The following is a 15,165-nucleotide window of genomic DNA, read 5'->3' on the forward strand; positions in this document are numbered from 1 at the left end:
GCCTGTCTGTTACCTGCATCATCATAAGTACGTCATTTGCCGGGAAAGATCATGCCCTATTTCCGCGGATTGAAGTACATGACGCGCCCGTTGAATAAATGAAGCTCGGCTTTCCACAGCTTGGCCAAATATTTGCAAAACTCATTGCCCTTTGCTTTATCCCCATGTGTACAGTCATCCGGCAGGACGACCTGAACATAATGGCGCTCTGTACCGGCCTGTGTTTCGGAACCGACACCCATGACGATATATTTGTAGAGGGGGTTTTTTCCTTTTAAATAAAACCATTGGCCCTCCGCCTCGGGCTTCGTTTCCAGCGTATACGGAAACCCTGCATCATCGTACTCCCATTCGAGCTGACGGCCTGTAAGGGCCAGCTGATCCCGGTAATGCATCAGCTGATTCTTCAGTTCATCCAGCGTTAACGAGGAAACGGCGGACCCTTCGACGAACTTAATATAAGCGCTTTGCGCCATGATGAATGCACCTGCCTACATAATGGACTGGAAAGGTTTTCTTGTGTCAAGCACCATGACCATCATAGCATTAAGAAAAACCAAATACAATACTGCTTAAGGCTTTTGCGGACAGCTGAGCAGACAGCAGGAAAAGGGGATACCTATGAACCAAAGCGGATTGTTCAGCGATTATTTGCTGGTTACGGATATGGACGGGACGCTGCTGAACAGCGAAAAGGACATTAGCCCGGAGAATCTAGCCGCAATCGAGCGGTTTACGCAGCACGGCGGACGGTTTACCCTGGCAACGGGGCGCATAGCGTCTTCCGTCAGGCGCTATGTCAACCGGTTGCCGGTCAACGCTCCGGTCATTCTTAGCAACGGTGCCGTCATCTATGATTACGAAGGTGAGAAATCGCTGTGGGTGAGGACGCTGCCTGCATCCTGCAGAAATGTGCTGAAGCGGGTCTTGGAACGGTTTCCGGAGCTGGGCGTTGAAATATACGCCAGGGACGGCCATGCGCCCTATATTTTGCAGGACAACGATACCACGGAGCGCCACCGGCGGATTGAGGGGTTTGCCCTGCAGACGATTCGGTTAACTGATGCACTGTCTGAGCCTTGGATCAAAATACTGTTCGCCTGGGAACCGGCATGGCTGGATGAAGTCGCTGCGGCCGTGAACGAGCTTACAGGGGATGCGGAGGTTGTCTGGGTCCGGTCGGACGATAAATACCTGGAGATGCTGCCGCAGGGGGCGACCAAGGGTCATGCGCTGGAGCAGCTCAGTAGGCAAGTCGGTGTTCCGATGGAGCGCTGTGTGGCGATGGGGGATCATCTGAACGATCTGGAGATGATCCGGCGGGCCGGCATCGGCATCGCCGTTGCCAACGCTCATCCGAAGCTGCTGCAGTCTGCCGTCCATTCCTGCAAGCATCATAACGAGCATGCGGTAGCCGACGTCATTGCCTGGCTGGAGGAGCGGATAAAGCAAAGAGGATGGTAAAACAGAGCAAGGCCAGCCCCAATACGGGGCGGCCATGCGGTACGTGGTTAAAAAATCGCCGGTGTTTCCACGATAACTTTGATATTTTCGATGCTGCGGTCCTCGGGTCCTTTCACAGGCAGACCGACTTCGATATGCTCCGTAATATAGTCGATCAGATCCTGGGAGATGACTTCTCCCGGCAGGAGAATCGGAATGCCCGGCGGGTACACGTAAATGAATTCCGCGATGATGCGGTCCGCCGATTCCTTGAACGGGATAATTTCGGTATCCCCGTAGAAAGCGTCGCGCGGAGACAAGCTCAGCTGCGGTATTTTCGGTATTTTGATCACCAGCTCATTCGCTTGGCGGATCGAGTAGTTCTCTTGAGAGAGTCTGCGCAGCGCGGTGAGAAGAATGTCGATGTTCTCGCGCGTATCCCCGGGGGTGACCAGGCACAAAATGTTATACATATCGCTAAGCTCGACTTCAATATTGTACTGCTCCCGGAGCCAATTTTCCGCATCGTACCCGGTAATGCCCAGATGACGCACATGGATGCTGATCTTCGTCGGGTCGTAATCGTACGTCGCTTCCTTGCCCAGAATCTCTTCTCCAAAGCAGTAAAGCCCCGGTATGCGGTTGATTTCCTCCCGAGCGTAGGAAGCCAGCTCGAGGGCCCGGTCGGCCAGCTCTTTGCCGTTCAAAGCCAAGTAGCGCCTTGCGCAGTCGAGAGAACCCAGCAAAATGTACGAGGTGGAAGTGGTCGTCAGCATACTGATAATCGTCTTGGCGCGCATGATGTTGACCCGGCCTTCACGGATATTAAGCACGGAGCTTTGCGTCATCGAGCCGCCTAGCTTGTGGACGCTCGTCGCGGCCATGTCCGCGCCTGCCTGCATAGCCGACATCGGCAGCCTGTTGCTAAAATGGATCAACACGCCATGGGCCTCGTCCACCAGCACCGGAATGTTATAGCTGTGAACGACGTCCACGATTTCTTTCAGATTGGCGCACACCCCGTAATATGTCGGATTGATGATCAGCACCGCTTTGGCATCGGGATGAATTTCAAGCGCGCGCCGTACCGACTTGGTCGTTACGCCGTGATCGATCCCCAAGGATTCGTCGCGCACCGGCTTCAGGAACACAGGCTTCGCCCCGGCGAAAATAATCGCTGCCAGCACCGATTTGTGCACGTTGCGCGGCACAATGATTTTGTCTCCTTCCGAGCAAACGGTCAAGATCATCGTCATGATGGCGCCGCTTGTTCCCTGGACGGAGAAAAAGGTGTGATCGGCTCCGAACGCTTCCGCAGCGAGCTTCTGCGACTCTTCAATGACGCCGGTGGGCTGATGCAAATCGTCGAGTGGAGCTATATTAATCAGGTCGATGGACAACGCGTTATCGCCGATAAACTCCCGGAATTCCGGGTCCATCCCGACCCCTTTCTTATGTCCTGGAATATGAAACTGCACCGGATTACGGCCGGCATGCTCCTTCAATGCGGTAAACAAGGGAGTTTTCGTTTGATCCACAGCTTATCCCTTCCCTTCTTGATCGAATTATCATAAACAAAGCGAAAAATAAACAAACAAAATGAGTATAGCAAAATGCGACAAGGATGCAAGCGGTTTTTACGAGCAATTCGGAATTTATCTCGACAAAATCTTCGGGACCTTGATAGTTTGATAATTTTGCAGGTAATTTAACCGGGGGGTTTGTCTATTTTGTTAATCTTGCCCGGGTTCGTTTCCATCGACAAATAAGATGTGGTACGATAAAGAAAGAAAACTAATGCAATCGGGAGGAACCCATTACCACATGAACAAACAGCTCGCCATCATCATGGTGCTGCTGATGACGATTTTTATCGGCTTCGGTATCATCATTCCTGTACTTCCCGACGCCGTGACGGGATCGGGAGCGGAGAATTTTCATTTGGGTATGCTGCTTTCGGTTTACTCATTGGCGTCTTTCCTGATGTCCCCGGTATGGGGAGGGCTGTCCGACCGGGTCGGCCGGCGTCCGCTCATCATGATCGGCGCACTCGGATTCAGTATCAGCTTCTTGCTTTTTGGACTTGCATTGGAAAGCCTTTGGCTTATGTACGTTTCCCGCATATTGGGAGGATTGTTTTCCGGAGCGGCCACCGCTTGCGCCGTCGCTTACGTTGCCGATGTCACATCGGACGAGGACCGGACCAAAGGCATGGGTCTTGTAGGCATGTCGATCGGTTTGGGCTTTATTTTCGGACCTGCGCTCGGAGGCATACTTAGTCAATGGGGGATTCAAGTACCGTTCTTCGCTGCCGCCGCGCTGGCTTTGGGCACCTTCGTGTTCGCCTACTTCAAGCTGCCGGAATCGTTGACGGAGGAAAAGCGCAGCAAACCGCAGGAAGCCAGGGCTTCCCGTTGGAGCGCGTTTGTAGGATCGCTCAAATATTTGTATATCCTATCGTTTTTCGTATCATTCTCGCTCGCGGGACTGGAAGCGACGTTGCTTTTGTTCCAGAGAGATCAGATCGGCGCGACGCCGGCACAGCTGGGGATTATGTTTGCGGTCAGCGGCATTGTCGGAGCCTTGATTCAAGGCGGTGTCGTACGGCGTCTCATCAAAAAAGGACAGGAGGCCCGTGTGGTCGGAATCGGCCTTGTGCTTTCGGCGCTAGGTTTCGTACTCATTTTATTCTCGTCGAACCTGCTTACGGCTTCGATCTATTTGAGCGTCTTTGCCGCGGGGAACGCCCTGATCCGCCCGTGCGTCACTTCGCTCATTACACAGAAGACCCCGGTCGGGCAGGGCGTAGCGTCCGGCTTAAGCTCGTCGATGGACAGCCTGGGACGCATCTCGGGCCCGCTGTTGGGAGCGGGAATCTATGATTACAGCAGCACTTTGCCGTTCCTTACCGGAGCTCTGCTGTCTGTAGGGGCGCTCTATTTGCTGTACCGCTTCATCGTGTTGGACCGAAACGGCACCCGGGCATCCGCCCAACCGCTTTAACCGACCCAATAAGCCGCCGCATCGAATGTTTCGCAGCGGCGGCTTATTTTTTTCGCGTACGGAGTAGTGAAGAGGATAAGATGCAAATCAGCCATGAAATACATAAAAAGACGGGGAGAACACCGTCAGATTGTTGGCAAAGCCCCGATTTTTTCGGGGCCTTTGTTTATATATCCTCAATATTTTCCAGACCTGCAACGCAAGGCGTTGAAATGAAGCTTAAAAGCAGAAGATCGCCTATGATCCCGCCCTCTTGGCCAGGATATTGGCGATCTTCTTTATGTTCTGGCATGTAGCGGTTAGCAGCGCTTGTTGCTGCACTTTTTGGCGTCCTCGGAAACGGCAGTAGCGAAGCCCGTGGAGCTCTTTGGCGTCCGCAAAGCTTCGCTCAATCGTTTGATATCTGAGCCGGTATAGATACCGCCCGGACTTGCTTTTTCCGTTTGCACGTACCCATTCCTTACTTTCATGCCACACATGCCTGGTTATCACTTTTGTTTTGTTTCGGGAACGGGTGCATTGCTTGAGCACAGGACACTGCGCGCAATGCTTCGGGTCCGATTGGTATTGCCGATATCCTTCACGGTCTGTTGTGCTGTATTTAAGCTCGTGTTTCTGAGGACAGATGTATACGTTCTTTTCCGCATCGTATTTAAATCGCCATTCGGCTATTAAACCTTTCACCGTGTGAACGCCCTTTGGCCTATGACAGCGTATTTGTTTTTCTCCTGCAGTCTCTTGCAGATATGCGATGTAAAATACCCGGCATCCAGTGCAACAGCTTCCAGTGACTTTTCAAATCCGAATTTCTTTACAACGTGTTCAAGACGGTCAATGTAGGGAACAGAATCATGGACACTACCAGATAAGTAAAGTAGTTTTTAACTGCGCAGGGACGGCCCTGTTTTCTTAACTTCTCGTTTCCATACAGAAAAAAAGGCCATACTTGCTCTCTTACTCGACCTTTTTGGTTCATCGCCGCCCACTTTAATAAATTATGGGCAAGGGAAAGCCACCCGACCTCCAGGCTCACTTTGGGCAAGCGGCGAAGCAGGAAACGCCGGAAGTTCCGGTTGTTTTTCATTTGTCCGAACACACTCTCCGGTTCGATCATGCGTCGAACCGACAACGCATAGCCTTCCTCACTTCGCAGCTTTTCCTGCGTGCTCTCATAACGAAAGTCCAGCGTTTGTCCGCCTGGACATGTCCACGTATCGGTTTCCTCGTCGTAGTGCCAGTTGTCGATTTTGCTGATGTCCGTTTGCCACTTTTTCGATTTCTCTTTGTGGTAGGTGCTGTATTTGATAATGGCCTGGACTTCTTCTTGCTCCAAATAGGCGTAGTTTTCTTCTCCGCCATACCCTGCATCGGCAATGACGGTTCCCGGCAGTTTGCCTAAAGCCGCTTTCACTTTCTCCAGATGCGGTTTCAAGCAGCGTGTATCCGTTGGACGCTGATGCAGGCTGTAACTGACAATAAATTGGTTCTCCGTTCCGATCTGTACGTTGTATCCGGGCTTCAATTGCCCATTTCGCATGTGATCTTCCTTCATTCGCATGAACGTTGCGTCCGGATCGGTTTTGCTGCAGCTGTTCCGCTCTCCCAGCACTTCCTGATGTCGTTCATACTTTTGTAGCCGGGGGGCAGCAGGTCCTTCCGCAGCATCCGTACCGCTTTTTTTAGCGGCTTGTCTTTAGGCTTGTGCTGCAGCTTGGCCTTGTGCTTTACCACTGCCTTTCCCCATACAAACGTATACTTATTGGCATTGGCCTCGATCTTGGTTCCGTCAACGAAATAGTGCTCCAGCCTGACGTACTTCTCCTCGACAAGAAAACCCAAAATGGCCGTAAAAACCGTTTCAAGGAAGTCTTTCATCCGCTCGGAGCGTCACTTCCATTTTACCAAGGTTTGGCTTCTTTTTGTTTTACAAAAATGAAAAAGGGGTACCCCCGTCACCTCGGTGACTTATGGGACACCCCCGACGGGGAGAACCCCGTCTTTTTATGATGGATTACACGTTATTCTGTCTTTTTGTCGCCGACAGCATGCTTGCGGTCAACCATTTTCTCGATCCACGGCGTCATCTCGTCCTTGATTTTGCCGATCAGCTGCTCCTTGGTTATGCCCTTGCTCTGAGCGATCTCCGCCAACGATTTGCCGGCTTTAAGCTGCGCCTTTAACTCGTCCTCGGAAATGCCGAGAATGCCGGCCAGCTTGTCCTTGGCAGGCAATATCATATGATGCTTGCCGCCGTGCATTCGAAACTTTCCTTCGCCATTCAGCTTATGGTTCACCATAAATTTCAGGTGTTCTCCCATTTTTTGTTTCAGCTTCTCCGCTTTTTCCGCGGTTAGCTTGCCGGAAGCAAGGGCCTCATCGATTTTTTTCGTCCGTTCGGCCTGAAGCTTGGCGATCAGGTCGGCTTCGCTGATCTTTTTCTCCGCTGCAAGCTGCGCCAGCGTCTTGTCCTTCAGCGACTGCTTCAGCGTCTCCTTGTCCATACCGAGAATGGCCGCGGCTTCCTCAAAGATCGGCATCGATTTACTATGTATGCCGCGTGCTTGACCGCCTTTGTTAGCACATTTTTTATCTTCCGCCGGTTTGTCGGTACTGCCCTGCGATTGGACGGCCGCATCGGGAGTCTCCGCCCGAACGGATTGCTTTGTGCCATAGAGCGCTCCCCCGCAGAGTACCAAGGCAAGCGTCAGGGAGGAGACGATCATTTTTTTGGCGTAAGTCTGCTTCATAGCTACATACCCTCCTTAAGTAGGTTTCGGTTTTCACCAGCTATAGGATATGCAAACAAGGTTAACCTTAGTTTAAAGCAAGCTTAGGCGGAAATTAATTTTGAATGCCTAGGGATAAATGATATAAGGGCAGCAGTTGATCAAAGGTTTCGTTGGCGAGCGCTGTGAACTTCTCCCCGTCTTGCAAAACAGGGTCGTTCTTCATGATATTGCGCCCGATCAGCAGCTCTGCCTTTTTCACGTCGCGAAACCGTTCAAGCCCTTGCTTCCATTGGGCCTCGTCCAGATCGGACAGCTTCAGCGCATCTTTTTTCATGTGATCGAACGAAAGCAGCATATCCGCCGGCAAACGCCGTTTGATATCGGAGGCCTGCTTCAGAAACTTCCCGGCAATCTCCCCTTTGTTCGGAAGCTCGTATATGAATGCAAGCCAGATGAAAACCCGGTCGTCGAACAGGCCGATCTGAAAATGCGGATGCTGCTTATAGCCGCGTTTATTATTGGCTACAGCCATCCATGTGTCTACCGGCGGATTCACTTTCCTGCGGGCATGCTTTGCAATATGAAGGAACATCTCCAGTCCCGAACGGACGGAAAGAGATGGTAACAGATCATCGCCGAGCGCTTGAAATTTGGGCTGGATGCGGGTTTGAATAGCTTTCATTCTTTCTTCCAGCCCGTCAATCGTAAACGTATCGAAATCCTCCTGGTGAAACCCCTTGAACGTGGTCATGCCGTTTCCCTCCATGCTTCCTTTTTCTCCAAACAATATATCATAATCGAGGGCAGAAGGCCACGAAACGACAGCAGGAATCGACGGTTATCGCCATTTGTATGAAGCAATGGATGGTATAATGCAACGAGGATGTATTGTAAATATTTCAAAATACATGAAAGCATAGAAGTGGGCGAGGACTTATGGGGCTTTTTATTGTGATTGTTTTAGTCATTGGTTTTGCAGGTATGATTAGTAACCAATATTCCATGTTGAGAAGAATGGAACGGATGGAAGAGGTTCTACGCGAGATAAACGATAAGTTGAAAAAATAGAGTTTTCTTAACCTTTCCCCTCAGTTCAATAAATTGCTCCGTCGTTCAAACACATTTGTGAGCAGAAATGATTTACAAGAAAGGGGAATTTGCAGTTTAATGAAGAAGAAGACCTTAGCATATGAACTTGGGAGGAAAAGATCATGAACATTGACTTGACAGGGAAAATCGCTTTGGTTACAGGTTCTAATGTGGGGATTGGCCGCGCTATTGCCATTGCATTAGCCGAAAGCGGTGCGAAGGTAGGTGTCAATTGCTTGCGCAGCGTGGACCAGGGAGAAGAAACGGTGGCAGCCATACGCGCCGCCGGAGGAGAAGCGGTGCTGGTTCAGGCGGATGTGACCGATCTGGCGCAAATCGACCGCTTAGTAAGCGAGGTCGAACGGGCGTTTGGAGGATCGATTGACATATTGGTGAATAACGCAGGCCACTTGGTGCAGCGCGTGGACAATGCCGGGATGACCGAAGAGATTTACGAGAAAATCATGAACGTAAATCTGAAAAGTACAGTATTCATGTGTAAACGGGTTCTTGCCGGCATGAAAGCGAAGGGAGCGGGACGGATCATCAACATGACATCCATTGCCGCGCATAACGGCGGCGGACCGGGGGCAAGCCTGTATGCGGCCAGCAAAGCAGCGATCATGGCCTATTCCAAAGGCTTGGCAAAAGAAGTGGCTTTCAGCGGAATTACGGTCAATAATGTATCTCCCGGGTTTATCGGAAATACGAGGTTTCATGATACCTTTACCACGGATGAAGCGCGTAAGGCTACAGTGGCCGGAATTCCGCTAAAGCGTGAAGGGACGCCTGAGGATGTCGCCGGCGCCGTACTGTATCTCGTTTCGGACTTGGCTTCCTATGTGACGGGAGAGACGATCGAAATCAACGGCGGGCTGCTTATGAGATGATGTAATGTGAGGCAGGTCCCTTTGCCGCCGAGCGCGGAATGAAGCGAAAGCGTATTCACATATGGCGCAAAAAAATAACGGAGCCGCGCAGCTCCGTTTTTCATTTTATTTTACTTGCCCTGCTTTACTTCATCCAATAAAGAGAGGTCGAGGAATTGGCTCAAGTCGAGCTCTTCTTTCTTAACATCCTTAATGTAGCCGGCATTGATGGAGACGGATGCCATTTCTTCAATCGCTTCCTTGCTCACATCTGTCGTCAGGTTCAGGTGGGAGAGCGCCGCCTTGATCAGGTTTACGTCCATCCCTTTGCCGCTGAGCTCCTTCAACCGGTTATTGATCAGCTCATACGATTTGTCGGGATTGTTCTTTATAAATTCAATCGCTTCAGCGTTGGCCTTGACCGCTTGCTTCGCCATTTCCCGGTTTTCTTTCAGGAATTTATCGCTCGCGACGAGAATGGTGAGCGGATAGTTCCCGTTGTTCGGTGGAATTTGGTCCCAAGGCACAATGACCTTGCCGATGCCTTCCTGTTCCATTTGCGTTCCCCACGGCTCAGGAATCAGCGTAGCTTCAATTTCCTTTTGGCGCATGGCGATGAGCGTGTCTGCCGGAGCCCGGGCGATAATTTGCACGCCGGATGTATCCGTCGTTACTTTCAAGCCGTTCTGCTCGAGCAAAAGACGCAGCGAAATTTCGTTCGTACTGCCCTTGGTCGGAATGGCCACAGTCTTGCCGACCAAATCCTTCACGCTGTTGATACCGGAATCTTTACCTGCTACAAGTACTGCGCCTCCGTTGTTGGAACCGGAGATGACGCGGAAATTTTTACTTTTGATATACTGGTTTGTTGCAGGACCCGGGCCTACGAAGCCGAGATCGATTTGATCCGTTGCCAATGCGGTGGAGAAGTCGGAACCGTTGTCGAAAGCCTGAACCTCGATTTTGACGTTATCTCCCCAGTACTTTTGGAACAACCCCTGCTCCAGGGCGATATAGCCTGGGGCATGCGTCACGTTCTTGAAAATGCCGAGACGAACCGTCTTGGCCGCGGCAGCGTCGTTTCCGGCATTATTCGGCGCTTCTGTTTTACCGCCGCATGCCGTTAGTGCCAGCACGCCGGACAGCGCTAATGCGAGTAGTGCGGATTTTTTTTTCATTTGTAAACCCTCTCCTTTTTGGTTGTGTGACCGGATCGATAAGATCCTTATTTTTTGGTGCTGATCAGGCCATAACGGACCAGCAGCTTATCCTCCAGACGCTTGAAGCAGAAATGGTCGGATATCGTACCCAGCACAGCGATGATAATGACGATGCAAAGCATCAGCGCCGTATCCGCCAGATTGCGTCCGTCCTGAAGCAGTTGGCCAAGCCCCACGCCTTTGGCGATCAATTCGCCGGCAACCAGCGCCCGCCAGGCAAACGCCCAGGCAACGCGCACACCAGTCATCATATGGGGGAAAGCGGCGGGGACCATCACCTGATAGAACATCCGCAATCCATTCCCGGTGCCCATCGTTTGCGCTGCCTTAATATAAAGGGTCGGAATGTTCTTGATCCCGGTCCGGCTCGCCATGGCCATGGTCCAGGTCGCCCCGAGCGTGGTGATAAAGATTACGGCAAAATCGCTCATGCCAAACCAGATAATAGCAAACGGGAGCCAGGCGATGCTCGGAATCGTCTGCAGCGCAACGACCAGAAAGCCGATCGTATCGTCAATAAGACGATAGCGCGCGAACATAAAGCCGAGCACCGTGCCGACCACGATCGCCAGAATAAAGGCCATCAGAAGTCTCTTCAAACTTTGATAGGTAGCCTCCAGCAGCTGTCCGTGAACCAGCCCGTCATAGAATGCCTGGAAGGTCTGAAGCACGGAAGGGAACTTCCAGCCCCAGTCGAAAATTCTATATCCCGCTTCCCATGCTATCAGCAGAAGAATCAGAAAGAGGCTTCTTCTTAATGCTGTACTCATCGCCCATCTCCTCCTTTACCACTTTTTCAAGTTCATCGGCCAACGCTTCCATAACGCTGGCTTCTACGTGGTGCAAGACGGAATCGGAGTAATCCCGGGGACGAGCCGCCCTCACGGCGAACTCTTTCTTAATCGTGCCCGGTCGGGTCGACATGACGAGCACACGGTCCGAGAGGACAACCGCTTCCCGGATATTATGCGTAATAAACAGAATGGTCTTGCGCGTGCGCATCCAGATTTCTTCTAATTCTTTATGCAAAATCAGTCGGGTCTGCTCGTCCAGCGCCGCGAAAGGCTCGTCCATCAATAAAATTTCAGGGTCCATAGCCAGCGCGCGGGCTATGGCCGCCCGCTGCTTCATACCTCCGGAGAGCTCATGGGGATAACGGTCGGCAAACTTGCTGAGGTGTACCGCTTTAATCTGCTCCATAGCCAAAGCTTCGCGTTCTTTTTTTCCTATGCCTTTTTGTTTTAAACCGAAGGCTACGTTATCGAGAACCGTCAGCCATGGAAACAGCGCATGTTCCTGAAACACAACGACGCGGTCGGGCCCCGGCGTACTGCACGGTTTTCCATTCACGGTAATCGTCCCTTGCTCGGCTTGCTCCAGTCCGGCAACGAGATTCAACAAGGTCGATTTGCCGCAGCCGGAAGGTCCGAGCAGCGAAACGAATTCGCCTTTGTTGATCGTGAGCGATACATTGTCTATGGCCGTAAAGGTGCCTCCCGTGCGCTGATGAAACGTTTTGCTGACGTTTTTGATTTCAATCAACGTGGTCACTCTCCTTGATATGCGAACAATCATACCAACTAATTTTATAGGAATTAAAAGTCTTGTCAACACCATTTTTTGCAGGATTTCGACAGAAATATGTCGTATTGTATATAAGTATGTCCATTATTTTCCTTATGAATAGAAAGGTTTGAATGACGATGAATCGGATTAAACGCGTTTTTTGGATGGCAGCTTTAATGGGGAGCACTTTTACCGCAGGGGTATATGCAGAGGATGTGCTGCAGAAGGTAGAGGCTTATTTGCGTCCGGATTTCCGGTTGGTGCTGGACGGCAAGCCTGTTCAATTGTCGGGCCCGCCGCTGATTTATGAAGACAAAAGCTATTTGCCTTTAGCTGAACTGGGACGCCTGATGGGGGCCAACGTCTTGTGGAGGGGCGAGACCAAAACGATTTATATTAACAGCCGGATCAACCCGGAGCAGAAGGTGGAGGAGCGGAATCCGAACTATGAATCCATCGAGCTCTATAATCCGTATTCCATCACACTGAAATATCTCGGGGCGGAATACCCGATGCTGATTACATACAACAACAGTTCGACCAACTATGCCCCGTATTACCGGGAGTCGGACGTCAAGCGAATGGGTATAGACACCAACGGTCTGAATAAGGCCAAGGAGCGCTTGACAGGCGCATTATTCATCAGTGAGAGCGAATTGAATAAAAGGCTGCGTGAGACCCCTGAACAGGTGTATTCCGCCGACTACGAATCGTATGTCATCAATGGGGAGCTTCATCCCGAGAAGCTGAAAATGCTGCGGAGCCATGTTAAAAACACCCTTGTCGCGAATTACGACAACATATATATGTATAGAAAGCCGATCATTATCGATAAAGTAACAGGCGAAGAGGATATGTACGATTATTACTATCTGGAAACGGTACGCGCGCAGGATGGCTACGTTTTCGAACGCTATTGGAAAGACCGGCTTAAGGTGAATAAAAACTCCGATTGGCTGAATACGAGCTATACAGTGAATATTTACTCGAAGACGGATCTGGAGGACGAAGCGATCAAGCGGGAGAATCCTTAAGTTTCCCGAGACTCCCGATGAAGCGTTACCGCTTGCCGTCTATACAACCCGGTATATAGAGTTGTACCGCAACAGGATAAATTCAACACGTTCTCGCTCAGGAAACAGCTCCTGGGCGATGTTTTGTTTTACAAGCCTTCCGCTGTTTATCGGCCTCAGTTTCTCCTTCCTCTTGTTTCCCTGTGCCAGGCCTTTCAAAAAATTAGGTTCGAATTTCGTAAAAAAAGACAATAATCCAAGTTGCTAAAACATATGATTCATAATAAGATAGAACTAAGAAACAGAAAAATCAGAAAATTCTATCAAAGATATTGCAGGTTGGATCCGCTACTCGTCGTTATCATAGACAATGTCTGACCCAGCAATGTTCAACGCAACCGATGAAACTTTGTTCTTGCTATTCTACCTGAGGAGGGATTGCCGTGAGTAAAAGTCATGAAGTGGAATATTGCAACCTTGAGTTACGATTTGATCGTCGGCTAATCCGTAACTTCATCAAAACACTTATACAAGAAGGTTATTCCTTGTATTGGAATGAAAGTGATCAGCAATTTATCGTTTCCATCCGGACCGGCCGCAAGCTGGTAAAATTAAAATTCCAAAGGATAGGAGAAAGGTACAAGATTGTTGGCAACTACTCCTTTAAGGATGAGAAGCTCGCGGAGCTCATGGAGAAAATGATCGGGGATACACGAGGTCATGCTGTCGTCAAACGCTTTAAAGACCGGCAAATCCTGATCGAAAACATCATGTTCGGCCAAATCATTCGGATGGTGGAAATCTCGGGGGTGGAGCATAAAGTGTTATTCCAAAAAGAACCTGTCGTAACGGTGGAGGAAATGATGCAGGCGTTCCGTTCCAGACGTCCGGATGAACGTATCCCGGTGTTGAGGCTGGAGCTTGATTACGAACTGGCCGTTCTGCACGAAGCGCTGCAGACCGGAGACCGCGAAACCGCCGATGCATGTAAAGAAAGGTTGAAGGAGCTAAGGCATGAAATGCTACTGCTTGAAATGTGAATACGAAATGTGAAACGGCCTGTGTATCCGCACGGGCCGTTTCGTATGTCAGCCTGAATGAAGAATGCAGCGGAAAGGAACGGTAAAAAGAGGTCCGCGAGACGAAAGAAAGATGAATAAAAAGAGCATTGTTAACGTGTGCAATTCTGTGTTATGATTACAGCAAAGAGGTGGTTGGATTATGAGCAGCGTTACGATCAAGGATATCGCCAAGCTGGCCGGCGTATCGCACACAACCGTTTCCCGGGCGCTGAACGACAGTCCGCTGATTAATCCGGAAACGAAGGAACGGATCAAAGCGATTGCCGGAAGCCTGCAGTACACGCCCAATTACAGCGCCCGCAGTTTGGTGCTGGATCGTTCCTACAACCTGGGGCTGTTTTTTTCGACTCTGCGTACGGGTACTTCCGCAGGATTTTTGTACGAGGCGATCAAAGGCGTGAATGACGTCATTAAAGATGAATATAATTTGATCGTTCGCGGGATCGACGACTACAAAAGCTTTCATCAGGTGAACCGGAAAAGCTTCGACGGCATTATCGTGATGAGCCAAAGCGCAAGCGACCAGCCGTTCATTGAATATGCCGCGGAGAAAGGCATTCCGCTTATCGTATTGAACCGTGAAATCGAGGACGTCCAGGTCATGAATGTTGTGCCGGACGATCAAAGCGGAGCCTTTCGGATGACGGAGTATTTAATTCAACAGGGGCACCGCAGAATTGCCATTATTGAAGGCAAGGAAGGCTTCAAATCGACTCAATCCCGCCGCGACGGTTATCTTGAAGCGCTAAGGAAATATCATGTGGCGTTTTCAGAAGCTATGTCGGCGCAGGGAAATTATGATCTGGAAAGCGGCTATGCCGCGATGAACCGGCTGCTGGATCTGCCGGAGCGTCCCACAGCCGTATTTTGCTGCAATGACGATATGGCTCTCGGGGCCGTGAAAGCCATAACCGAACGCGGGCTCAAGGTGCCGGACGACCTTTCGGTCGTCGGTTTCGACGATCAACTGTTCTCCGCTTTCATGACGCCGGCTTTGACGACGATCAGAAGACCGATCGAAGAGATGAGCCGGGCGGGGGCGGCAAAATTGCTTGCGTTTATTGAAAGCAAGCAATTGGAGCATGAGACCGTCTACTTTCACACGGAGCTCGTCATCCGGGACTCTGTCAAAACCATCGCAGGAGGCTGAC

At 50.6% G+C, this 15,165-nt stretch carries 13 protein-coding genes and 2 pseudogenes; 6 read left to right on the forward strand and 9 right to left on the reverse strand.

Features of this window, described 5'->3' with window-relative positions:
- Window positions 1–56 precede the first annotated feature (56 nt).
- Window positions 57–476, reverse strand: a complete 420-nt coding sequence (locus IJ22_RS05390; RefSeq protein ID WP_054818029.1) for a DUF1885 family protein — start codon at window positions 474–476, stop codon at window positions 57–59.
- A 145-nt stretch (window positions 477–621) separates the two neighbouring features.
- On the opposite strand from IJ22_RS05390, the gene IJ22_RS05395 reads away from it, so the two are divergent.
- Complete coding sequence (locus IJ22_RS05395; RefSeq protein WP_062407781.1) at window positions 622–1,464, forward strand: Cof-type HAD-IIB family hydrolase; 843 nt, start codon at window positions 622–624, stop codon at window positions 1,462–1,464.
- A 47-nt stretch (window positions 1,465–1,511) separates the two neighbouring features.
- On the opposite strand, the gene IJ22_RS05400 is transcribed toward IJ22_RS05395, so the two are convergent.
- On the reverse strand, window positions 1,512–2,981 hold the full coding sequence (locus IJ22_RS05400) for an aminotransferase class I/II-fold pyridoxal phosphate-dependent enzyme (RefSeq protein WP_062407783.1): 1,470 nt from the start codon (window positions 2,979–2,981) through the stop codon (window positions 1,512–1,514).
- A 286-nt stretch (window positions 2,982–3,267) separates the two neighbouring features.
- Between IJ22_RS05400 and IJ22_RS05405 the strand changes: the two genes are divergently transcribed.
- Window positions 3,268–4,446, forward strand: a complete 1,179-nt coding sequence (locus IJ22_RS05405; protein ID WP_062407785.1) for an MFS transporter — start codon at window positions 3,268–3,270, stop codon at window positions 4,444–4,446.
- A gap of 237 nt (window positions 4,447–4,683) precedes the next feature.
- On the opposite strand, the pseudogene IJ22_RS05410 reads toward IJ22_RS05405, so the two are convergent.
- The 4 genes and pseudogenes from IJ22_RS05410 to IJ22_RS05430 form a co-directional block, all read right to left on the reverse strand.
- Window positions 4,684–5,309, reverse strand: a pseudogene (locus IJ22_RS05410) (transposase); the annotation flags it as partial.
- Window positions 5,258–6,333, reverse strand: a pseudogene (locus IJ22_RS26670) (transposase); the annotation flags it as partial. The pseudogenes IJ22_RS05410 and IJ22_RS26670, both read right to left, overlap by 52 nt.
- A 131-nt stretch (window positions 6,334–6,464) precedes the next feature.
- The gene (locus IJ22_RS05425) at window positions 6,465–7,193 is read right to left on the reverse strand and encodes a hypothetical protein (RefSeq protein WP_062407793.1); all 729 of its coding nucleotides are present in this window, start codon (window positions 7,191–7,193) and stop codon (window positions 6,465–6,467) included.
- Between the two features lie 94 nt (window positions 7,194–7,287).
- Window positions 7,288–7,926, reverse strand: a complete 639-nt coding sequence (locus IJ22_RS05430; protein ID WP_082660979.1) for a DUF1054 domain-containing protein — start codon at window positions 7,924–7,926, stop codon at window positions 7,288–7,290.
- Window positions 7,927–8,386: 460 nt separating this feature from the next.
- Here IJ22_RS05430 and IJ22_RS05435 point away from each other — a divergent pair, with 460 nt between their 5' ends.
- Window positions 8,387–9,154: an SDR family NAD(P)-dependent oxidoreductase gene (locus IJ22_RS05435; protein WP_062407797.1), complete on the forward strand. Its 768-nt coding sequence runs from the start codon at window positions 8,387–8,389 to the stop codon at window positions 9,152–9,154.
- Window positions 9,155–9,264: 110 nt separating this feature from the next.
- On the opposite strand, the gene IJ22_RS05440 is transcribed toward IJ22_RS05435, so the two are convergent.
- Genes IJ22_RS05440 through IJ22_RS05450 form a run of 3 tightly spaced genes read right to left on the reverse strand, consistent with a single transcriptional unit; the run spans window position 9,265 to window position 11,895 of the window.
- On the reverse strand, window positions 9,265–10,311 hold the full coding sequence (locus tag IJ22_RS05440; protein WP_054818059.1) for an ABC transporter substrate-binding protein: 1,047 nt from the start codon (window positions 10,309–10,311) through the stop codon (window positions 9,265–9,267).
- 47 nt (window positions 10,312–10,358) lie between these two features.
- Complete coding sequence (locus IJ22_RS05445) at window positions 10,359–11,123, reverse strand: ABC transporter permease (protein WP_235594260.1); 765 nt, start codon at window positions 11,121–11,123, stop codon at window positions 10,359–10,361.
- Window positions 11,056–11,895: an ABC transporter ATP-binding protein gene (locus IJ22_RS05450; RefSeq protein WP_062407799.1), complete on the reverse strand. Its 840-nt coding sequence runs from the start codon at window positions 11,893–11,895 to the stop codon at window positions 11,056–11,058. Before IJ22_RS05450 ends, IJ22_RS05445 begins: the two co-directional genes overlap by 68 nt.
- A 161-nt stretch (window positions 11,896–12,056) precedes the next feature.
- Between IJ22_RS05450 and IJ22_RS05455 the strand changes: the two genes are divergently transcribed.
- The 3 genes from IJ22_RS05455 (at window position 12,057) to IJ22_RS05465 (ending at window position 15,164) form a co-directional block, all read left to right on the forward strand.
- Window positions 12,057–12,953: a stalk domain-containing protein gene (locus IJ22_RS05455; RefSeq protein ID WP_062410870.1), complete on the forward strand. Its 897-nt coding sequence runs from the start codon at window positions 12,057–12,059 to the stop codon at window positions 12,951–12,953.
- A 422-nt stretch (window positions 12,954–13,375) separates the two neighbouring features.
- The gene (locus tag IJ22_RS05460; protein WP_062407801.1) at window positions 13,376–13,972 is read left to right on the forward strand and encodes a hypothetical protein; all 597 of its coding nucleotides are present in this window, start codon (window positions 13,376–13,378) and stop codon (window positions 13,970–13,972) included.
- A gap of 181 nt (window positions 13,973–14,153) precedes the next feature.
- Window positions 14,154–15,164: a LacI family DNA-binding transcriptional regulator gene (locus tag IJ22_RS05465; protein ID WP_054818032.1), complete on the forward strand. Its 1,011-nt coding sequence runs from the start codon at window positions 14,154–14,156 to the stop codon at window positions 15,162–15,164.
- The last annotated feature ends 1 nt before the right edge of the window (window position 15,165 follow it).

The sequence above is a fragment of the Paenibacillus naphthalenovorans genome (assembly GCF_001465255.1).
Taxonomy (GTDB): domain Bacteria; phylum Bacillota; class Bacilli; order Paenibacillales; family NBRC-103111; genus Paenibacillus_G; species Paenibacillus_G naphthalenovorans.